At 37.3% G+C, this 22647-nt stretch carries 19 protein-coding genes; 12 read left to right on the top strand and 7 right to left on the bottom strand.

Annotated features, from left to right (window positions below; all coding sequences use genetic code 11):
- Positions 1-169: 169 nt before the first annotated feature.
- The 3 genes from PHD84_08470 to yedE are packed head-to-tail and all read right to left on the bottom strand — an operon-like array spanning position 170 to position 2667.
- A complete protein-coding gene (locus PHD84_08470; protein ID MDD5637831.1) occupies positions 170-1333 on the bottom strand; it encodes an aminotransferase class V-fold PLP-dependent enzyme in 1164 nt (387 codons plus the stop codon).
- Positions 1334-1357: 24 nt separating this feature from the next.
- The gene (locus PHD84_08465; GenBank protein MDD5637830.1) at positions 1358-1570 is read right to left on the bottom strand and encodes a sulfurtransferase TusA family protein; all 213 of its coding nucleotides are present in this window, start codon (positions 1568-1570) and stop codon (positions 1358-1360) included.
- Positions 1570-2667 (bottom strand): YedE family putative selenium transporter, encoded by a 1098-nt coding sequence (gene yedE / locus PHD84_08460; GenBank protein ID MDD5637829.1) that lies wholly within the window; start codon positions 2665-2667, stop codon positions 1570-1572. The genes PHD84_08465 and yedE overlap by 1 nt, the downstream gene beginning before the upstream one ends.
- A 594-nt stretch (positions 2668-3261) precedes the next feature.
- Between yedE and PHD84_08455 the strand changes: the two genes are divergently transcribed.
- The 7 genes from PHD84_08455 to PHD84_08425 all read left to right on the top strand — a co-directional run bounded on the left by PHD84_08455 (position 3262) and on the right by PHD84_08425 (position 11273).
- Entirely contained in the window at positions 3262-4371 is a 1110-nt protein-coding gene (locus PHD84_08455; GenBank protein ID MDD5637828.1) for a DSD1 family PLP-dependent enzyme, read from the top strand.
- Positions 4372-4924: 553 nt separating this feature from the next.
- The gene (locus PHD84_08450; protein ID MDD5637827.1) at positions 4925-5425 is read left to right on the top strand and encodes a hypothetical protein; all 501 of its coding nucleotides are present in this window, start codon (positions 4925-4927) and stop codon (positions 5423-5425) included.
- Positions 5426-5573: 148 nt separating this feature from the next.
- Positions 5574-6065 carry a hypothetical protein gene (locus PHD84_08445; protein ID MDD5637826.1) on the top strand — a complete coding sequence of 164 codons (492 nt, stop codon included), beginning with the start codon at positions 5574-5576 and terminating at the stop codon, positions 6063-6065.
- Between the two features lie 165 nt (positions 6066-6230).
- The gene (locus tag PHD84_08440; protein MDD5637825.1) at positions 6231-6617 is read left to right on the top strand and encodes a hypothetical protein; all 387 of its coding nucleotides are present in this window, start codon (positions 6231-6233) and stop codon (positions 6615-6617) included.
- Positions 6618-7065: 448 nt separating this feature from the next.
- Positions 7066-8250 (top strand): ABC transporter substrate-binding protein, encoded by a 1185-nt coding sequence (locus PHD84_08435; GenBank protein MDD5637824.1) that lies wholly within the window; start codon positions 7066-7068, stop codon positions 8248-8250.
- An 84-nt stretch (positions 8251-8334) separates the two neighbouring features.
- Positions 8335-10158 (top strand): iron ABC transporter permease, encoded by a 1824-nt coding sequence (locus PHD84_08430; GenBank protein ID MDD5637823.1) that lies wholly within the window; start codon positions 8335-8337, stop codon positions 10156-10158.
- Between the two features lie 17 nt (positions 10159-10175).
- Complete coding sequence (locus PHD84_08425) at positions 10176-11273, top strand: ABC transporter ATP-binding protein (protein ID MDD5637822.1); 1098 nt, start codon at positions 10176-10178, stop codon at positions 11271-11273.
- Between the two features lie 11 nt (positions 11274-11284).
- Here the strand turns inward: PHD84_08425 and PHD84_08420 are convergent, their stop codons facing one another.
- The 4 genes from PHD84_08420 to PHD84_08405 all read right to left on the bottom strand — a co-directional run bounded on the left by PHD84_08420 (position 11285) and on the right by PHD84_08405 (position 18572).
- On the bottom strand, positions 11285-12547 hold the full coding sequence (locus PHD84_08420; protein ID MDD5637821.1) for a hypothetical protein: 1263 nt from the start codon (positions 12545-12547) through the stop codon (positions 11285-11287).
- Positions 12548-12613: 66 nt separating this feature from the next.
- Entirely contained in the window at positions 12614-14542 is a 1929-nt protein-coding gene (locus tag PHD84_08415; GenBank protein ID MDD5637820.1) for an FAD-dependent oxidoreductase, read from the bottom strand.
- A gap of 587 nt (positions 14543-15129) precedes the next feature.
- On the bottom strand, positions 15130-15723 hold the full coding sequence (prxU, locus tag PHD84_08410; protein ID MDD5637819.1) for a thioredoxin-dependent peroxiredoxin: 594 nt from the start codon (positions 15721-15723) through the stop codon (positions 15130-15132).
- Positions 15724-16397: 674 nt separating this feature from the next.
- The gene (locus tag PHD84_08405; GenBank protein MDD5637818.1) at positions 16398-18572 is read right to left on the bottom strand and encodes a long-chain fatty acid--CoA ligase; all 2175 of its coding nucleotides are present in this window, start codon (positions 18570-18572) and stop codon (positions 16398-16400) included.
- Between the two features lie 281 nt (positions 18573-18853).
- Here PHD84_08405 and PHD84_08400 point away from each other — a divergent pair, with 281 nt between their 5' ends.
- The 5 genes from PHD84_08400 to PHD84_08380 all read left to right on the top strand — a co-directional run.
- Positions 18854-19054, top strand: coding sequence for a zinc ribbon domain-containing protein (locus tag PHD84_08400; protein MDD5637817.1), 201 nt, complete (start codon positions 18854-18856; stop codon positions 19052-19054).
- 363 nt (positions 19055-19417) lie between these two features.
- On the top strand, positions 19418-20251 hold the full coding sequence (locus PHD84_08395) for a class I SAM-dependent methyltransferase (GenBank protein ID MDD5637816.1): 834 nt from the start codon (positions 19418-19420) through the stop codon (positions 20249-20251).
- A gap of 91 nt (positions 20252-20342) precedes the next feature.
- A complete protein-coding gene (locus PHD84_08390) occupies positions 20343-21545 on the top strand; it encodes a M28 family peptidase (GenBank protein MDD5637815.1) in 1203 nt (400 codons plus the stop codon).
- A 208-nt stretch (positions 21546-21753) separates the two neighbouring features.
- Positions 21754-22386 (top strand): TetR/AcrR family transcriptional regulator, encoded by a 633-nt coding sequence (locus PHD84_08385; GenBank protein MDD5637814.1) that lies wholly within the window; start codon positions 21754-21756, stop codon positions 22384-22386.
- A 1-nt stretch (position 22387) separates the two neighbouring features.
- Positions 22388-22647 (top strand): ATP-binding cassette domain-containing protein (locus tag PHD84_08380; protein MDD5637813.1); only part of this gene is annotated, 260 nt, incomplete at its 3' end.

The raw sequence follows: 22647 nt of genomic DNA, 5'->3' as shown, positions 1-22647 counted from the left end.
GTCATCAAAGTTAAAACTTAAGCATATACCGCAATCAGAGCTTAAATGACGGGGCACCGGGATAAGCTTAACAACAAGCCCTTGTTTCTTTGCTAAACTTTCTGTTTTGATAGCCCCGCTGGTTGAATAAAAGATAACAACACCTTTTCGTCCTGATTCAGTCATTTTATTAACCTTTCTGTTTATTTCCTTTTGCGATTTTGCTGACAACCCTAACTGCCTTTTTTATATCCTCATTCGTATTAAAGATGCTCATACTGAAACGGACTGTTCCAGTGGGAAAAGTTCCTATGGTCTTATGGGAAGCAGGAGAACAATGCAAGCCAACCCGGCACATAAGATCATGGTCTTCATCAAGCTTTAATCCGATATCAGAAGGAGACTGATGCTGAATATTAAAAGAAACCACAGCTACCCGGTTTTCAATGCTGTTTTTACCGTATACGATAATCCCAGGTATTTCCTTTAAACCTGAAATTAATTTATCGGTTAAGGACAGCTCCTGCTGGTATATCTGTTTGATTCCTCTTTTTAGAATGTAACGAATTCCTGCATTCAGTCCGGCTATTCCAGCTATATTTGGTGTCCCGCTTTCGTACCGGTCAGGGAGGAAATCAGGATGGATTTCCGATTCTGACCGGCTGCCAGTCCCTCCGGTCTTGAGAGGGATAATTCTTTGGATATTTACTCTTTCTCCTATGACCAGTCCTCCGGTTCCTGTCGGTCCAAAGAGGCCTTTATGACCTGTAAAAGCCAAAAGGTCAATATTATTCTTTACTATATCTATCGGGCAGGCACCTGCTGTCTGGGCAGCGTCAACCAGGAAAAGAATATTGCTTTTTCTAGCTATTTCTCCGACAGACCGAATTGGCAGTAAAGTACCGGTAACATTTGAGGCATGGTTTAAGACAATTAGGGCAGTATTCTCTTTTATAGCTTTATTGATATCTTCTGGATCAAGGGTGCCATCAGCGGAGCAGGAGATAACCTGCACCTGAACACCGTTTTTTTCCAGTTCCCGCAAGGGGCGCATAACAGCGTTATGTTCCATACTGCTGGTGAGGACATGGTCTCCTCTATGCAGCAAACCCCTTAATACCAGGTTGATGGCTTCTGTTATGTTCAAGGTAAAGATAATTCTCAAAGGATCAGAGACGTTAAACAGCTCAGCCAGATTTTCCCGGCATTGATAAAGAATTCTCCCTGCTTCAATGGATAGACGGTGTCCCGAACGTCCGGGACTTGCTCCGATATTTTCTGTGAAATCAATAATTGCTTCTATGACCTCTTTCGGTTTAGGATAAGAGGTTGCCGCATTATCAAAATAGATCATGATTTTCCTTTCCTATTTGGTCATTTATTTAGCGATTGTTAATAAGTATTCTTCCTCTTGTTCCTTTACTTCTACCTTCCAGCCATTATTATTAGCCATGCGGGTGATGTTATCTTTGGCTGTTCCGGTATCTACCAATACCTGTAAAATACCTTCTTTCAGTTCTGTCAATTTATTCCTAACCTTTACCACCGGAAGTGGACAGGATAGCCCTCTTACATCAAATCTTTCAACCATTAAACTGATACCTCCTTTTTCTTTTTGGTTAAATCACTCATACTGAATCCAATTAATAGACAAAGAATCAATCCCACGATAACTGCCGCAGGTCCCCAGACACCTGGTCCGCTGCCGGAGCTGGCGGTAGCAAAATTGTGAGCAAAACCTGCGCCAAAAATCATGCCCAAAACGAATACTGCAGCATCAGTATCTCCTTCTCCGGAAAGAAAGAGCTGACGCCCAGGACAGCCACCGGTCAGCGTAAAGGCAAGTCCGGCTAAAACCATTCCTCCAAAATTCCAGATTTGATTGGTATGGGCAACAGGCTGTCCTTGAAATCCCGGATTAAATTGTCCTAATATGATATTGCTGATCCAGGCTGCTATCAATAAACTGATTACTCCGGTAAACAGGTAAGTGTCTTTAATCAGAAGAACATCCCGGGCAGCAGCTACTGTGCAGAATCTGGTTCTCTGGGCAACAAAACCAATAATTAAGGCAATCAGTAAGGCAATCAGGACCGGGGCATGTTGAGAGCCAGGACCTTCAGTACTGAAAAATACTGCTCCAGTGGACAATTGAGTTCTGAAGACCAGCAATAACCAAAGTCCAGCCATGATTGAAGGTAAAACCCAGCCTGCCAGAGGCCTGGTTCTTTTATTACGTCCCAGATTATAACCGGATTTGATAAAGAAGATACCAATAGAGATGCCAGCCACTAATCCTGCAATGCCGAAGAGGGCATTACCATCTCCGCCGGATAAACGCAGCAAGGCTCTCCAGGGACAGCCCAGGAAGACCAAAGATCCAATCATAGCCAGAAAACCTAAGACAAGGCGAATCAGGGGAGACGAACCTCCTCTGGGCTTAAATTCTTTGAAGACCAGGGCAGCAATCAGAGAGCCCAGGACAAAGCCTATAATCTCAGGTCTGATATACTGAACGACCGCTGCCCTGTGCAATCCTAAAGCACCGGCAATATCTCTTTCAAAACAGGCTACACAGATACCCATATTGGCAGGGTTGCCCAATTTTTGTAGTATAGTTGCCGCTATGCCGATAAAGGCTCCAGTAATGATGATTGATTTACGTGAGGAAAATAAATTTTTTAACATCAATGATTTTTCCTTTCCAATTCAGCTTTTATAATCTTATTTAATTAAAAAATTTGTTCAAATTAAAATAAATATAGCAAGCAAACGGGAGATTAATGGATAGCTTGTCAGCTATAAATGGGGCATACCGGGATGATAAAATTAAAATATTAAGGTGATTTGAAGTTGTTGAATAGTGTTTAATTTTAGCAAGGGGTTATATAGCCGACCGCTATTTTGTATTAAAACAACGTCAGCCAGGCACAAAGAAGACAAAATTAGGAAATCCAATTATTCCGAGGCTTTCATATTTTTCAGGATGTATTAAGAATTCCATAATTTACTTCTCTTTCAAAAAAATCAATAAAGAATTGAAGTGTTAAAAAGCAATATGTTCAATGAACTAATTCTATAGGAATTATTTTTACCTGTCAATGAGTTTATTTTTATTGTTGCGGTGACAGTTTTTTGGACAACTTATTGGATTGTACAACACGATATAGGTAGTGGCTTTTGTTTGATGTTCTTCTTAGTCTTAGGATGATATAGACATTTATCTGATTTTGTATTAATAATAGTAGTAATAGTATACATATATCAAATAAGGAGAAGTTAATGGAGAGATATATAATTGGCGCCAATGTGAATGAAATTGAAACACCTGCTTTATTGCTGGAACTTGATATACTGGAAGATAATCTTAATAAAATGGCAGACATTGTTAGAAAGAATAGGAAATTAATTAGACCACACTTTAAAACACATAAGAGTCCTTTTTTAGCACACAAGCAACTTGCAGCTGGGGCGATTGGGATTACTTGCCAAAAATTATCAGAAGCAGAAATACTAGCTAAATCCGGTATCAAGGATATTCTTATTACCAATGAAGTGGTGGGAGAACAAAAAATCAGAAGGTTAGTAAATTTGGCAGCTTATACTGATGTCAAAGTTGCAATTGACCATGAACAGAATGCGGCAGAGATTTCTAAGAAGGCTTTAGAAAAAGGTGTTATAGTAAATTATTTAGTTGAAGTTAATATCGGGATGAATCGTTGTGGGGTAGAATCAGGGGATCCAGCTGTACCTTTTATTAAGAAATTGCTAGAATTACAAGGTTTGAATTTTTTAGGAATTATGGCTTATGAAGGGCATGTTATGTTCATTGAATCTTTGGAAGAAAGGCGAAAAGAAACTGCGAAAGCACTTGAAAAGGTAAGCTATACCAAACAATTACTGGAAAATGAATCCATATTCTGTCCAATAATCAGTTGTGCTGGAACTGGTACGTATATGATTACAGGACTGCACCCGGATGTTACAGAACTTGAAGCAGGCAGTTATTTAACCATGGATAGCAAATATGAAACCATAGAGGGTGTAGGGGGCACTTTTAAAACCGCGCTAAGTGTGCTTACTTCTATTATAAGTATCCCAAGTAATGGTAGAGTAATTATTGATGCCGGGATAAAATCTATAAGTAAGGATTTTGGTATGCCTATCCCAAAGGATAATAGAGAAGAGCTTGAATTGTATAAACTTTCAGAAGAGCATGGGATGCTTAAAGTAAATAAGGATGCAAAGAAGTCCTTTACTCTAGGACAAAAAATAGAATTAATTCCTAGCCATGGCTGTACTACGATTAATTTGCATGATATTTATTATGGGATTAGATCTGGTATTGTGGAATGTGTATTGCCAATAGAAGGAAGAGGAAAAAGTTATTAACAAGAGGTGTTTTTATGAAAGCAGTTCGTCTTATAAAAATAGGAAAACCTTTGTTATAACAAAAACAATACCTTTGGATGCTTCTTCTATTAATGAAGTAATGGATAGATAATATGGAAATATTTGGAAGTGATGTACGAACTGTAATTTGCCCCTAAAAAACATTCTCCTGTTTGACTATTTCAAAAGGAGATAAAATGAAAACAGAAATCTATTATTTCTCAGGTACTGGGAATTCTTTACATGTGGCCAGGGAATTACAAAAAAGATTAACCGGAGCAATGCTGATACCGGTAATTGGTGCCTTGCAGCATTAGAGTCAAGAAAAAAACATAAGCCACAAAACAATTATTTATAATAGAATCAGGTTTTCAGGAATGATCACATAAACCATTTTCTTATTTATTTTTTACAAAATTCTTTAAAGAATTGATTTAAAATAGTAAATTTTGAAAAAAAAATATAATAGGGTGAATTAGTACTATTTCACTTTGGTGAAAATTATGGGAAAGGAAATTTTTATATTAAAATATTATAAGAATAACAAACAATATTGCAAGTTCGTGAGTTAGAAAAAAATAAAAAAGAAATATATACATTTATCAATTTTGCCTGGAAAATTTATCACAATGATTCCCATTGGGTTGCTCCGTTAAAGAATGATTTATGGAAGTCACTTCTCGGACAAGACTCTACCGGTAAAATAAAATGTGGTCCTTCTGCCTTTTTTATGGTTTGGGAAAATAATATTCCTTTAGGCCGTATTCTGGTGGGAATTAATCTGAAAAAGAACTTGAGAAGCAGCCGAAAAACAGGATATTTTGGGTATCTGGAGATGGTTAACTCATCTAAAGTATTGAAAGCCCTTATGGATTCTGCAATTGCCTGGCTTCAAAAACAGGATATCAAAACTATCATTGGGCCTCTCTGTCCAGATGATGATGTGGAAGACAGAGGTTTGTTGATAAAAGAGTTCAATACCCCCCCCAGTTTTGATGAATTACTATCATCCCCCTTATTACCAAAAGCTCTTAGCAGAATATGGATTGATTAAGGATACTGATTTTTATGCTTATTACTCAAATAATATAGCAAAACTTAAAACAAGAGTAGAAAAAGTGTCTGCTTTTGCTATGAAGAAATACCATTTCACAATTGATAAAATTAATATTAATCTATTAAATTGAGAGATTAAAGATGTTATGGAAATCATAAATAAAATTATTTATGATAGAAAGGAGGAGGAAAACGGATTCGAATATGCTAATCCGCCAAGCTATGAAGAATTTGCTTTAGAGGTAAAAAAATTTCTTCCATTTATTGATCCTGATTTAATTTATATTGCCCGTTCAGGAGAAAAACCTATTGGTTTTATTTTTACTTTCCCTGACTATAACCAGGTATTGAAAAGAATGAAGGGTAGTCTGTTTCCTCTAGGCATATTTAAATATTTATGGTATAAAAGAAAAATTAAAGGAATGAGAGGATTGGCTCAGTTTGTTATTCCGGAATTTCGCAATAAGGCAGTCAATGCTGCTATTTTCCAGCAAATCTTAGAAGTAGCAGGAAGGAAGGAATATGAATTTATAGAAGGTTCGCTCATCAGTGAAAACAATCTTCGCTCTCGCAGAGTCATGGAGAATGCCGGTCTTGTACCTTATAAGATTTACCGGGTATATCAAAAGGATTTTTAAGCCAAATCTTCTGTCTGACAAGATACTGTTTTTCATTCTGATGATCTTCTTTTGATTCGAACTCATTATTTCAGAATACCTTATGGTAGTATAATTAGGATTAGAAAAAATCTATATTTCTATTATCTGCAATGGATTCATCCAAACAAAAGATAGGAGTATGTTATGAAAAAAATCAGTCTATTGCTCATTATCACATTCATTTTATTCTATACAGGCTGCCTGGAGTATACACCTGAATTGACTCTCACTAATGTTGACTGGTACACTGGCAGCGAGTCTATCAATAACCTAACTTTCGGTTATGTCCATCTTCAGATAAGCGGTTCAACGACTGGAGGACGAGTGACTGTCATCACCTACGGAGATGGAGTCATTTCGGAACTGGAGCTCGATTTAGATCAGAATGGTAATTTTTCTCAGGATGTGGTTATCCAGTTTACCCACCTGGCTGATGATGAACCACGCATTTATAGTACCATCGTCACTGCTTACCAGGGTAATCGCTTTACCAGAATCACTCTAGAAAGTGAAGAACTGGTCTATTTATAATCATCTTGAAGTCTGGCAGGTGAATCAGTCGATGCTGCAAGAAAATGGCAGTGTAATCAATTGTCACCTGAAAGAAAGGAGCTGGTCATCACTGCTCTCGAGGAGAAAAAACTTTAGGTTATAACGGAGAATAAAAAAGATAAAAATTTCAAAGGCATTTTACCTGAGCTGTAATAAAAAATAAGGCCGTCGATGGCTTTGTGAAGCTTACCGCTTTTCCCAAAAGAAAGTTCATCAGCTGTCGTCTTGAGACAGACACTATAAAACTAAGAGCAATGGAAAAAATAGAGGGATAAAGTCTGATTGACACTCCAAGAATGAACGTTGTATACTAAAAAGGTAAAATTTCATAATAATTTTGTGTAATTTATCATCAAATTCTTCAGTGACCGAAGAAGAAAAAAAAGTTTACATACTTTTGTTTGTAAAATAAATAAAGGAGGGTATTATGAAGAAAAATTTAATTGCTGTTTTGTTTATGACACTTGTTTTTTCAGCGGTATTTTATGCTGGGGCAGTAGGACAGGAATTAAGCAGTGAAACAGAGGCATGGCTCAAGGAAGTAAAATTGGGACCATATACAGAGGATACATTCGATGAACAGGCACTGTATGAAGCTGCAAAGGCAGAAGGGGAGGTCAATATCTACTCCTACTCTTCAAGGGTTCATAAATTCGGCGAAACATTTGAGCAAAAATATCCCGGGATCAAGGTAAACGGATATGATATGGATTCTGGTGATATTGTAACCAAGGTGACCGCTGAACAGACTGCCGGCAATTATGTTGCTGATGTCATCTTTCTGAAAGATGTTGCCGTTGTGCATAATGTACTGGTGGCAAAAGGGCTTGCCCACAACTATATTCCGGCGGATTTAAAAGATACGATCCCTGAGCAGTACCAGGAACCAATGCTGGTTCACCATACCAGCATTCAGGGTTTTGTTTATAATACTGCAAAAAATACCCAGGCTCCCTTTGCCTCCCTCTGGGATCTGACAAAACCGGAATGGAAAGGCAAGGTCATCATGCCAGATCCGATGAAACTTCCTGAATTTGTTGAGATCTATACAGCCATTGTTGAGCATGCTGACGAGATGGCTGAGGAATATGAAAAAGTCTTCCAGGAAAAGATTACACTGAGCCCTGGGGTGGAGAATGCCGGTTACGAATGGCTTTACCGGATACTTAACAATGATGCCATTGTTTTGGGTTCCACTAATGATATCTCCAATGCAGTTGGACTTTCCGATCAGGACACTCCCCCGGTTGGACTGACAGCATTCTCTAGAGTACGTGATATAGAAAGTAATCCAAACCTGAAATTTGCTTTTGCGGAAAACCTCAGTCCCGTAGAGGGATTTGAAATTGAGGTTGTACAGCTTGCAGTTAACAAAACTCCACATCCTAACGCTGCTAAACTCCTGCTCCGTTATATGCTGGGTGACGAAAAGGGTGGCGAAGGATATGAACCTTATTATGTAGCAGGAAACTTCTCCGTTCGCGTGGATGTTCCCCCTGTTGAAGGAATGAAACTAATTACTGAGATTCCCTCATGGTCAGCTTCACCTGATTATGTCTGGTTAGAAGGGCAGAAGGTACTTGATTTCTGGAATATCAACCTTGTACAGTAAATTTGATTTATTAAAAGTCAGACAGCCGACTTAGCTTTTTCCGACTGTCTGACTTTTTAATTATAGATCTAAAGGGATAACAGAATGAGAAGACTGCAATTGTTAAAGGGTATATCTACTGTGAATTTGAGAACAGCTATCAGAAGAAACATTAATTATCTCCGTCAACCTCATATTATCATGACATTATTTTTACTAATCATTGTAACCATGCTCATTATCATTCCGGTCATTACCATGTTATACTCCACATTTATCTGGCAGACGGAAGATATCAGGCTTTCCAGAGAAGCAGATCCAGGTAGTTTTACTTTTTTTCACTGGAAAAGGGTATTTTCTTCAATACTTACAAATACAGTTCTATGGATACCACTTAAGAATACAATCATAGTAGGTATTGGTGTTTCATTTTTTGCCCTTCTGATTGGTATTTTTATGGCCTGGTTAGTAGCAAGAACGGACATCCCATACAAAAAATTCATTTCAGCGGTTGCTGTCATTCCCTACATGGTTCCTTCTTATATCCACGCATTAAGTTGGCTGACACTTTTTAAGAATGATAGGATAGGAGGGGTAACCGGGGTTTTTCAATCTCTAACAGGTATTTCTCCCCCAAACTGGATTTCATACGGTGTTTTTCCGATCATTGTAACACTCTCTCTCCATTACTATCCATATGCTTATCTTCTGGTTTCCGCTGCATTGAAGAGTATTGATTCAAGGTTAGAAGAATCAGGTGAAATCCTCGGAGCCACAAGAGGATATGTATTGTGGCGTATCACGCTTCCTCTGGTCATGCCGGCAATCCTTTCCAGTTTTATTTTAACCTTTTCTAGAACCATTGGGATATTCAGCACGCCTTATTTTCTGGGATCTCCGGTAAGATTTTTTACCATCCCGGTGCAGATTTATTCCAGTATTATCAACCGCAATTCTGCAACAGGATTTATCCTTTCCTTTGTTCTTATCGGAATATCTTCTTTCATTATCTTTTTGAATCAGCAGGCAGTCGGAGAGAGAAAAAGTTTTGCTACCATTGGTGGTAAGGGATTTACCATTACACTTACACCTGTGGGAAAAGCGAAGTCAATTATTTTACCGATCGTATTTTTTATCATCTTTATTTCAGTAGTGCTACCACTTTTACTTCTCACTGTAGAGACTGTTTCATTATATCCAGGAAGTTATTCACTTCAAAATCTGACATTCCATTTTTGGATTGGCAGAGGAGGTACTTCTTTTGCCGAGGGGGAGGCTGGTCTTCTCAGGAATCCAGCTATCTTAAAAGGTGCCTGGAACAGTGTAAGACTAGCGGTAACAGCTTCAATTTTAGCAGGCTTTCTGGGTATTTTCATCGGATATGCCGTTGTTAAAGGCCGCAGAGAAAGACTTCCGAAGGTGCTTGATCAGATCTCTTTTCTTCCCTACCTGGTGCCTTCCATAGCTTTCAGTGCCCTTTATCTATCTCTCTTCATCAAAAGAATAGGCCCCATTCCTGCCCTTTACGGAACATTTATACTCCTGGTTATGATTAATGCTGCCAAGGAGCTTCCTTTTTCCTCCCGAGCGGGAATATCTTCCATGCTGCAGATTGGAGGAGAACTTGAGGAAGCTGGTGAGATTGCAGGAGCTGGATGGGGAACAAGATTTCGTAAAATTATATTTCCTTTAAGTATCAGGAGTTCAGTTGCAGGATTTATACTTGTTTTTATAACTGTCATGAGAGAACTTGCCCTAATTATTCTGCTAGTAACGCCGGGAACGAGAACCCTTACCACAATGACCTTCCGATACCAGGAGCAGGGGTATGTTCAGTATTCCAGTGCCATTAGCTTGCTGGTGGTAATGATTATTTTTGCAGGTTCTTTTCTTGCCAATAGAATTGCCAAAACCAGTGAAATTGAATAATGGAGGAATTGATATAAATGAGTTATGTAGAGGTTAAAAATCTGACTAAAAATTTTGATAAGGTGACTGCAGTGGATAATATATCGTTTTCTGTGGATGAAAAATCTTTTCTGGTTTTGTTAGGTCCTTCGGGCTGTGGCAAGACCACCATCTTAAGGATGATTGCTGGCCTTGAGACTCCGACTGCCGGTGAGATAAGAATCAAGGATAAGATCATGTTTTCAAGTGAGAAAGGAATCTGTATACCTGCTAGAGAAAGAGGCCTGGGGCTTGTATTTCAGAGTTATGCCTTGTGGCCACATCTAACCGTTTTTGAAAATATTGCTTTTGGGCTTCGTGTAAAGAAAATGAAAGAAAGTGATATTAAAAAGAAGGTTCAGGAATCCCTTGCTTATATGCGTCTTGATGATATGTCTGAGCGATATCCGCAGGAAATGAGCGGAGGGCAGCAGCAGAGGGTTGCCCTGGCTCGAATGCTGGCCAGTGACCCGCCCCTTTTTCTGATGGATGAACCCTTATCGAACCTTGATGCAAAATTGCGAGATGAGATGCGGGCAGAAATCAAAACGTTCCACGCACATCTTGCTGCTACGACAATCTATGTGACACATGATCAAATTGAGGGACTGACCATGGCCAGCAATATTGCAGTCCTTAATAATGGAAAAATTGAACAGATGAATCATCCTAAACAGATTTATCATTTTCCGAAAAACCTTTTTGTTGCAGACTTTATCGGTACCCCCCGGATTAACCTGATTCATGGTAGATATGAAATAGCGGAGGATAAGGTATCAGTAGTGACAGAGAGTGGCGATGTTCTTAAAACTTCCTATAAAAAGATAAAAACTGCTGATAATAGAGTTGTCATGGCAATCAGGGCTGAAAGAATATCAATAGAAACAAATCCTGGTGAAAATAGGCTAAAAACAAAGATTAAAACTGTTCTTCCAGCGGGATCGGAAACAGTTGTGTATGTAGTTTATGGAAAACTTGAGCTTAAGGTATTAATGCAGAGGGAACAGGAGTTGAATCCAGGCGAGAGCGTATTTCTTCATTTCCCTGAGAATGACATTCTGCTATTTGATCCAGAAACTGAAAAATTGATACACTAGTGATGAGTTCCTTATTTTTTTACTACCTTCCTTTTAAGTATTTCCTCTTTTAGCAGCCTTTCTGCTTCTTCAATCAGCTCATACTCCTTACCGACAGGGATGGTAACCGCTGCGGCAATCGAATGGCAGGCATCCGCAAAGCCCCCAAGATTTATTGTTGCTTGGGGAAGAAAACGATCAATTCCGGGCATTTCTTTGTGCAGGATAGCCTTTGAAAGTTTTTTAGAAGTTCTCATTGACATTTTTGTCTGTCCCATAGTGATAGAGCCAAAACCGGGAATTAGGTCCGGGATTTTCTGATAGCCGGCAATATATTTGTTCTGATCCATAAAGTCCATTTCGGCAATCTCATTACAGAAAATTCCTATCATTTTTACGCCCATCGGTTTCAAACGTGCGTTGGTATCAAACCACTGAATATTGCTACCGACAATAAGTCCCCCCTTCTTTAGCCTTTCTATCTCACTGGAAAATATTTTTTCTTTTACTTTTTTTAAATCTTCAATAAATAACATATTTTCATCAGTAATGCCTTCTAAAAGCAGGTTGATAGCCACCTCGGGACCTTTGCTGTAATACCCAACACCACCGGCAATATCAAGCATGGGATAGAAAGATACCACATTCACTTCCCGGCTACCCAGTTTGATATAAAACTGTTCTTCCTCATAATCAGTCTCTTTGCGCATTAAACCGGCAATTCGAGCTTCCTCAAAACATTCCAGGTTAAAAGAATGAATCTGGTGCTCGCGGTAATAAAAATCGGCGATTCCTCCAAAGGCAGCAATATGAACTAAATCTTTGTTTCTAGGGTTAAGGCATACGGCAAAGTGATAGCAGACCACGGAGGCTGATATATCCCGATCTCCTTTATATCCAAAAAAATCAGGATTAAAGTTCAGCACCATGGGATCATCCGTTTGTTTTGCGGTATGGTGGTCAAGGATTAAGACCAGGTTTTTCCGATTATTGAGATCAGCAATGAACGGAGCTATCCCTCCGGCAAAATCTACAAAGACGACCATCTTTCCTTCGGTCCTAGCAAAGAGCTTTTCAAGTACAGCAGGATAGGGTTTTTCGAGGCAAAACCGGTTTATATTATAACCGGCTCTCGTAAATGCCTTTAACAGAATAGCACCGGACGTAAGCCCGTCAGAATCATTGTGATGAATCAGTATCAAGTCTCTTGAATGATATTCTTTCATCTTCTTGATCCCAGAATCAATTTCGTTAAAATATTTTTTCCTCTTGCTTCTGTTATGAAAATTAGGCATAAATATTTTTTCCTCTGGTAAGGAGTAGTACTTTTTATATCTCCTGTCTGTTATTCTAATCCTATCCTAAGCTTGCACTGCTGCCAAGAATCCTTCTCTTACCGCTTCAAGTGCATCTCTGGTTTCTACCGCATCTCCGACCACCTTTATTGGTACTTTCCCTTCTAATTCCTGAGCAAGAGTATTATTGGATTTCATACCCAGAGCCAAAACAACGGTTGCAGCTTTAATCTCTATAGTTTTTTGTTGACCGGTTTCACATTGTACGCAATCTATGTTGATTCCTTTAACTTTTGTGTCTGTGAAATATTCTATATTGTTTTCTTTAACTGCTTTCATTAAAAATATGCGACGGGTAAATTCTTCATCCCCGGCAATGATAGGCAACATTTCAACTATAGTTACCTGTTTGCCTAAAGAAGCAAGATATAGAGCAGTTTCACATCCAACCTGGCCACCACCAGCAACTACAACTTTATCTTTAGTGCTTACTTTGCCTAATAATACATCCTGAGCGGTAACAACATTTTCCCCGTCAATACCAGAGATTGGTGGTTTCAAAGGAATAGAGCCGGTAGCGATAATTATCAGATCCGGTTTCTCCCTGTCACTTGTTGCAGATGTATATTCTGTATTCAATTTAATATCTACTCCAAGTTTTCTAATTTGCACTCCTAACCAGGAAACAAATGCAGATATATCTCCTTTTGATGGCGGAATAGCTGCGGTAGCAAATTGTCCACCCAAATGGTCATTCTTTTCATAAAGAGTTACTTTGTGACCGGCTAATGCTGCTGTTCTGGCTGCTTCCAAACCGGCTGGACCTGCTCCTACCACAGTTATTTTCTTAGGATTTTCAGCTTTCTTAAATTCCTTTAAGTACTCGTATCCTAAAGTAGGATTGACCAAGCAGCGTATTGGTTCATTTTTAAATAAAATCTCCAGACATCCTTGTTGGCACCCAATACAAGGTCTAATGTCTTCATATTGACCATTAGCGAATTTATTTGGCAATTCAGGATCTGCAAGAGATGCTCTTCCCATGGAAATTAAATCTGCTTTTTCTGATAATAGTATACTTTCAGCCAAATATGGATCATTAATACGTCCAACAGTCATAACCGGAATATTGACCACTTTTTTTACTTCCTCGGCATAGTCTACAATCCAACCGGGATTGATATTCATAGGAGGTATAATGGCCCATGTACTTTCATAGGTACCTGCGGAAATGTGCAGCAGATCAACACCTTGTTTTTCCAGTCTGATGGCAATTCTTTTTGTTTCTTCTATTGTTCGTCCACCAGGAACTTTGTCATCTCCTGAAATTCTAAAGGCTATCATAAAATCAGGACCGCATTTTTCCCTGATATTTTTAATTATTTCTAAGGGGAATCTTATACGGTGTTCTAAAGAACCGCCATATTCATCACCACGTTTGTTTGAATACTTAGACATAAATTGAGCAATTAAGTAACCATGTGCTCCATGGACCTCAACGCCGTCAAAGCCAGCTTTTTTGGCACGTAAAGCAGTGTCGCCAAATTGCGAAATTATTTTTTTAATTTCCGGAACAGTTAACTCGCGAGGAATTTGACCTAAAACAGGACATGGTAACGGAGAAGCTGAAACTGGCTGTTCTCCGATGACAGCAGAAGTAGTTTGTCTTCCGCAGTGGTAAATTTGAGCAATAATCTTAGAGCCTGCATTATGCACTCTTTCGGTTAATTGCATATGAGATTTGATTTGTTCATCCTTCCATAAGCCGGTGGTCCAAAATCCTCTTCCTAATGGATCAACCGCATAGTCTTCGACAATAATCATCCCCCAACCGCCTTTGGCCTTTGTTTCATGATAAGCAATAAATTGCTCAGTAGCCATTCCTTCCTGGTCACAATAAACAGTTACCATAGGCGAAACGACCAGTCTATTCTTTAGTTTTATATTCCCGATTGAAATGGGAGTAAAGACAGGACTTGAATTTAATGTTTTCATAACTAACGCCTCCATAATTTTTATTTCAAAGACACTAAATTTCAGGGTCTTTGACAAATTGGAAAAGATAGGATACTTATAAAGTAAAAATATTTAGCAGAAAAGATACCATAAATGAAGAACTGGTTGGTTATTTTATAAAAATTATACTAATATATGACTTAGAAGTCAATTGGCGAATTGCTCTATCGGAAGATTGAGCTAATTACAAACAAGGTTTTATTGCTAAGAAGATTATAAATAATATCGGATTTATAAAGGGTAACACTATTCAAGTTATTTTGTTTGCTTTAACACACTTTATTATGGACTTAAAAGCTCCACCTTTAAAGATAATACTTATATTAATGAGTACTTTTTTGCTTGGCTATACCTTTGGATATGTAATGCACAAAAAAAGTGAAGAAAGCATAATACCTATTATAACAGCTCATGTCATTATAAATATGATATCAATTTTATTTTAATAGGTAAGAGGAGGTCGTATATTATTAAAGGCTTGATCAGTTTGCAGTACAAACAAACCAAGCCTGTAAAAGCGATCAACAATCAAAATCGAATATAACAAACAATCCCTTATGTGGATCTTACTTTTTTGTGGGATTCCACACTTTCCAGACATTTCCTGATAATGCTGGCGAAGGCTTTAGTGTGGTTCCACCTTCTGTCCAACCGGAAGGCATAACTTCACCTGTTTTCTGATGGTGCTGATATGCTTTGATCTGTCGCAGAAGCTCTGCAGGATTTCTTCCCACTGGGGGGCTCAAAACCTCAGCTGCTTGGATAATACCTTCGGGATCAATTAAAAATCTTCCTCGAACATTTACTCCAGCAGATTCATCATATACATCATACAATTTTCCGATAGCTCCTCCCTGATCTGAGACCATTGGGAATGGAATATCTTTGCCAACCATTTTGCTGAGCTCAGTTTCATTCCAAATTTTGTGTGACCATACACTGTCTGTACTTACCGAAAGTACCTCTACATTTAATGCTTGAAGCTTGTCATAGCTCACGGCTATGTGTGAAATTTCGGTGGGTCAGACAAAAGTAAAATCTCCTGGGTAGAAACATAAAACAACCCATTTGCCACGATAATCTTCTAAAGATACTTTTTTAATTTTTCCCTGGTGAAAAGCTGAACCAGAGAAGTTTGGTGCCTGTTTAGTGACTAACATAAATATCAACTCCTTCCTATTCCATATTATACTTATTAATAACATAATTCTATTATTAATAAGTATAAAAGTCAATGCGAAATTAAAGGGGTTTATAGTTGAATAAAGACAGGAGGGGATACAGAAATATAAAGGCTTGTTACTTTGCTCTAGGCTAATTCATATTCACCCAACAATAGCATCTATTTCACCGGATTTGATCATTTGAAAACCACTTTTCCAGTCTGGAATTATCACTATGTTTATTCCCTCATAATTACTTAAAATTAGTTCCCGATAAAAATCTTGTATCTTTAGTAAGAAAAAACAATTTTTGTTTCTATTTTTGAACATTGTTTGAAAAAACTAATTATACCTAATTCGTCAATATTTTGTAGCCAATTATTAAAATCAAGTGGCCAGGACTCATATTAGATATTATTTATGCAATTTCAATTGTGAAGACTTGAGATGATGTTTCACTTTAAATTCTGGAACAGGGGAGAGTATTTCATATCTTCTACGTAATTGCTCATGTTTCCACTAACATAATTCTATCTGTTTTAAGAAAAAGCTTTACACATGGCATGGGTATTTATAGTAGACAGCAAAATAAAGTAAAATAGTGATGATTTCTTGTATATAATAGCTAAAATATAAGAGTATAAGAGCAGTAAAAGGCTAAGGATTAAGATTTATCCACATATTTTATTAATAATTTCTTCAAATTTCTTATGAATTTCAAATCTTTTTACTTTTAATGTTTCAGTTAATTCACCTGTTTCCACACTAAATTCTCGTGCAAATAGAGCTAAACCCATCACTGTCTCATAGGGGTTGAATCCATTTTCTCTGGATATCAGTCTTCTGACTTCTTGCTGGAATAGAGAAATAATTTTGGGATCTTTTATATATTCACTTAGATTTTCAATTTTTGTTTTTTCTTTTGCCCAAAATGATTTTAAATTGTCAAAATTCGGGACAATAAGAACTCCCAGGCGAGGCTTATCCTGGCCTACTACCACAGCCATATTTATAATCTCACTTTCCAGTAATTTTTCTTCCAGAGGCTGGGGCTCAACATTTTCTCCCCCTCTTAAAACTATGGTATCTTTGGACCTGCCTACCAATTGCAAATATTTTCCGTTTTTTGTCTTTCTTCCTAGATCGCCGGTATTAAACCAGCCATCCTGGATAACCTCAGCAGTCTTCTGCTCGTTTTTATAATAACCCTGCATAACCATTGGTCCTTTGGTTAAAATAATACCAGTTTGACCATTGGGTATTTCTTTTTTCAGGTTATCCTTATCAACGATTTTTATTTCAGCCTCAGGCATAGTAACTCCTACAGTAGACATAATCCGGGCATTGGGATTTCGGGCAGATAAAACCGGAGAGGTTTCAGTAAGCCCATATCCTTCACAGACAAAAATTCCTGCAATGTCAAAGAATTTATCCACATTATCCGGTAGCGCTCCACCACCGCTGATGGCAAATCTTAGTTTTCCGCCAGCAACTTCCCTGATTTTCTTATAGACCAGCATATCAGCCAATTTGTATTGCCATCCCAATAAAGCCATGGTCTTTCTGGCTTTTTTTCTCTCCTTTGGAGTAAATTCCAATTTGTCAAATAGCGGAAGGGCATTATTAGCAATTTTTTCTGCTTCTTTGTACCTTGCTCCTACACCAAAAGCCCAGTCAAATATTTTCTTTTTAATTGTGCTTCCTCTTCTAGCTTTTGCAACAGCTCCTTGATAAACACTCTCCCATATTCTCGGAACGCTGGTCATTATAGTCGGCTGCTCTTGGGCAAGATCAGGAAGTAGTATTTGTTTAAAAGGCTTACTATAAGCTGTTGAGGCGCCAACAGTTAAGGATAAGTATTCTGCTGTTCTTTCAAAGATATGCCAGGAAGGAAGAACCGACAAAAACCGGTCATTTCCATTTATTTCTTGAACTGGGGGCATTACCCGAATATTATGAACAAAATTGGAATGAATCAACATAACACCTTTAGGATCTGCTGTCGTTCCTGAGGTATAGATGATGGTAGCCAGGTCATCTTCCTTGATCCTATCAGCAATTTGTTCAAATTGATTATTCCCTTCCTTTAATAGCTCCTGTCCTTTTTGGCAAAGATGCTGAAAAGAATAAATTTTAAAAGAGTTTTGCTGATTAAATTCTTTATCGATAGTGTGTACTCTTTGTAGAATAGATTCTTTGATAAAATCAGCAGGTAGATTATCTTTTGATTTGTCTAATACCTTTTGATTATTTTCCAGGTATTGTTCAAGAAACTTTTTAGCATCTGGTGATAAGAATAGAACAGTATTCTGATGCCTTATGAAATTATTTGCCGCCTGCTCAAATTTTTTGCTGATACTGTTATTTTCAATATAGGCAATGGGAATACCCCATTCCGGGGCTTCGTCTTTTTCGCAAAAGAGATTGATTTTCTCCAACAAAATTACATTTTTAATATCCGGTAATGACCGTGGCATTTGCAGGAAATTAGCAAGCTGTTTTTCTCCTTCTAATATTGCTGCAGTGGCATCAGAATGATTAAGTTTAAAATATATATCTTTCGGCGAACTATTCCCGCTGCAGGGAACATCTACTGCTCTGAGATGTATAATGGCCAGGTCCGAGATAATCCATTCTAAGCGGTTTTCACTAATCAAGCCGATATGGTCTAATTCTTTTATGCCGATATCAAGTAAACCAGTTCCGAATGATTTTATCCTCTGGTAGAAATCCTCATAGCTAATAGGAACAAATTTATCACCTTCTTTAACTTTAAAAGCAGGCTTTTCTTTATATTTTTTAACGCTCTCTTTGAGCATTTCAGGCAAAGTTTTAAAACTACTCATTATTATTTCCTCGATCCATATCAAAATATTATCTGGTCATATAACTAGTTAATATTTTTTATTATCATACCATTAATGTCAAACTTTGTTACAAAAAGTGAATTATCCTTATATTATCAGGTGAGAAAATTATGGAATGATGTCAATAGGGAAATAAAAAATGATTTCCAACAAACAGATGATTTTAGAAGGCTTATATCAGTCTATTGCCAAAATACTTAATATTATGTAAAATATTTTAGCAATAATACATCTACCTCATGAAAGGGAGACAAAACAAGATGCCAAACTATAATTATGAATGTCAGGATTGTAGCTATGTTTTTGAGGTTACTGCCTCCATAAAAGATATGGAAAAGGGAGATTTCTCCTGCCAGAAATGCGGCAGTAAGAATACAAAAAGATTATTTGACGGATTCGGCTATTGTAATCGAAATGGCAACAGCAATATTCCACAAAATCATTATTACGCTCCTACATGAAGTAGTGGAAAGATTTGTTCTCTGTAAGAGGACTATTAGATAATGATTTGGGTCTTTGAGGGCTAGTTCTCAGTATTCACATTTTAATAGAGAAACAACAAATGCTGAGCCTGACTCTCTTCATTTTTACCTTGAAGAAGTATTAATTACTTTTTTAGATGTTAAATGTTTTCTTTGGAAACTGGAGACTACCAGTTTCATATTCAGGAGGAACAAATATGAATGATATACAAATCATTAACCTGACCCCGGAGAATATTGCAGATTATGGTGTTTACAGTTATAAGGATGTGCAGAAACACTTTTAATTAGATGCCCCTTTTACGCACCATGTTTAATTCTAAATAAAAAGAAGAGATGTTCATGAATATACAAAAATTACTAAAAGAAACTGAAAACCCGATACCTTATGTTATGGGGACAGATACCATGTGGACAGATCAGCATATCTCTAAAAAACTGTTAGACCTGCATCTAAATCCTGGCATTGGAATTGCCAGCCGTACATTCGAGGCCATTGATGATACGGTAGATATGATTGATAAGACGATTAAGCCTGGCTCAAAAATTTTAGACTTAGGTTGTGGTCCCGGACTTTATGCAGAAAGGTTAGCTAGAAAAGGTTACTGTATAACAGGGGTGGATTTCTCAAAACATTCTATTGATTATGCCAAAAAGGAAAGAGATAAAAATCAATCCAATATTCATTATATTAATGAAAACTATTTGAACCTGGTCTTTGAGAATGAATTTGATCTGGTTATGATGATTTACTGTGATTTTGGAGCTTTAATTCCGAAAGAGAGAAAAATAATGATTGAAATAATAAGGACAGCATTAAAACCAAAAGGGATTTTTCTGTTTGATTCCATTAGCGAAGAAGAAGTTAAAAAAATGAACTTTGGGACTTCCTGGGAAATGACGGAAAGTGGTTTTTTTAGTCCGGATCCATATATTTGTTTAAATAAAAGTTTCCATTTTCCTGAAAACAAGGCTACATTAGATCAGCATATTGTTATTATAGAAAATAGTCCGGTGAAATTGTATCGCTTCTGGAATCACTATTTTGATATTAATGATGTCAGACAATTATTCCTGACTAGAGGCTTTTCAGCAATCACTGCTATTGAGTCTCTGCTAAAAGGTAATGGGGCTTATAATGATGATAGTGTTTGTTTCTATGTCGTAAATAAATAAAGAAAATTACGATTATGACTCTTTTAACTGTTAAAACACTTCTCAACTTTAAGAAAAAATAAAAAGATTATAATAGAATAGAAGGTTAGAAATGGATAAAAAGTATTACCAGGCTAAAGCAGATGAATATCTGTATCGGATTTGTAATGTCAAACCAAACAGGCATACAGGGTCACAGGGCAATAGGGATGCCACAGCTTATTGTGCTGATATTTTACAAAAGCTTGGTTATACGGTTGATACAAAACCATTTCATACCCTGGATTATAAGTTTAAATCAGTAACCTTAACCCTGGGAAATAAAAGATTTCAGGTATATCAAAGTCCTTATTCTTTGAGTTGTCATATAAAATCCGAATTGGTAAATGTATCTACCGTTACAGATCTGGAGAATATTGACTGTAATAATAAAATATTGCTGATGAAGGGTGAAATCTGTTCAAAACAACTGATGCCTAAAAATTTTGTTTTCTATAATCCAGATGAACATAAAAAAATAATTAATCTTTTGGAGGAGAAAAATCCGGCTGCAATTATCACTGCCACCTCAAAAAATCCTGACCTGGTAGGTGCTTTATATCCATTTCCTTTGATTGTAGATGGAGATTTTAACATTCCCTCGGTTTATTGTACTGACTTCACAGGAGAAGAAATTTCAGCATATTCTGGAGAGCAGTTTGAACTGGATTTGCAGGCAGAACGCATTCCGTCTACTGCATGGAATGTAATAGGATTGCCAGATAAATCTTATGAGGAAAAAATTATATTTTGTGCTCACATTGATGCCTATGAAGACAGTCCGGGAGCTTCAGACAATTCTTCCGGTGTAGTCGTTTTGCTGTTGCTGGCAGAGATGCTCTTACAATATAAAAAGCCCATTGGGGTTGAACTTATTGCCTTCAATGGAGAGGATCATTATAGTGCAGGAGGACAGATGGATTACCTGAAACGTTATGGAACTGATATCAAAAATATCCGATTTGCGGTAAACATTGATGATGTCGGTTTTAAAGATGGGAAAACAGATTTCTCGTTTTATGAAGTTGATAATAAATTACAACAGAAGATATCTACAGTATTAAATAATTATCCCGGACTAAAGGAAGGGGAGTCCTGGTTTAGTGGAGATCATATGATATTTGTGCAACAGGGTCGCCCGGCAATTGCCCTCACCTCAGAAAAGATGCCAAAACTGATGGCTACCATAACCCATACCAAAAAAGATAAACCGGAAATCATTGACACTCTCAAGCTTGTTGAAATAGCAGAAGCATTAAGCATGATTGTACAATAGGCGCACTTAAAAAATCTTTTACAGAATTCAATAGATGAATTATCTCCTAAAACAGCTGCGTATGCTACAAAAAAACTTCAGACTCTTTTTCCAATAAAATATTTATGAAATATTATTGACTATTGTGGTCATTATAGTGTATCATAAAAATGACCACTCTGGTCAATAATGTTTTTTGTTCTGAATTTTGCGTAGAAAAGGAAAAGAGATGGCAATTATTTATTCACAATTTCATAGCCTGGAATCAGAAAAACAAGAACGTATCATTAACGCAGCTCTAAAAGAATTTGCCCGCAATGGTTACGGCAAGGCATCCACAAACGAAATTATCAAACAAGCGGGAATCTCCAAGGGCTCATTATTCAATTATTTTAATAATAAAAAGGAACTATACTTATTTTTGCTTGATTATGTAGAAAAGGTGATTAAAAAGATCTACGCTGAAGTGGATTGGAATGAACCGGATTTCTTTACCAGAATAAGACAATTGGGATTGGTAAAGTTTAAGATTTATAAAAAGTTTCCACACGCATTTAATTTTCTTAAGGCTGTATCCCATGAGTATGCAGCTGATGTGAAGCCTGCAATTAGCAAACTTAAACAGGACTTGATTGCAAGTGGCCTGGAAAAAGGCTATCAAAATATTGATTGGAGCAAATTCCGGGAAGATATTGACCGTGAAAAAATGATTAATATAATTAACTGGACCATGTTGAGCTTTGCTGAGCAACATATGAATGAACTTGATTCCATTGAAGATGTTGGAAGGGAAATCCTCAGTGAATCAGATGAATATTTTGAGATTCTGAAACAGTGTTTCTATAAAAAGGGGGAACAATAGCATGTTTATTAATGTCTCTGATTTAAAGAAGACCTACACAACGGGTATAGTTAAAAATGAGGTTTTAAAGGGTATAGAAATAAAATTAGGAAAAGGAGAGATTGGCGTCATTCTTGGCCCCTCAGGTTCGGGTAAAACCACCCTGCTGAATATCATTGGTGGTGTTGATCGGGGTGACAGCGGAAAGGTTATTGTAGATGAGATTGAAGTAGACAAGTTGAACGATGAAGAATTGACTGAATATAGAAGGGAACACATCGG

The sequence above is a fragment of the Atribacterota bacterium genome (genome assembly GCA_028717805.1).
In the GTDB taxonomy this organism is placed as follows: Bacteria; Atribacterota; Phoenicimicrobiia; order Phoenicimicrobiales; family Stramentimicrobiaceae; genus Stramentimicrobium.
Note: the sequence above shows the minus strand (reverse complement) of the source record. Positions and strands in the feature narration are given on the sequence as shown.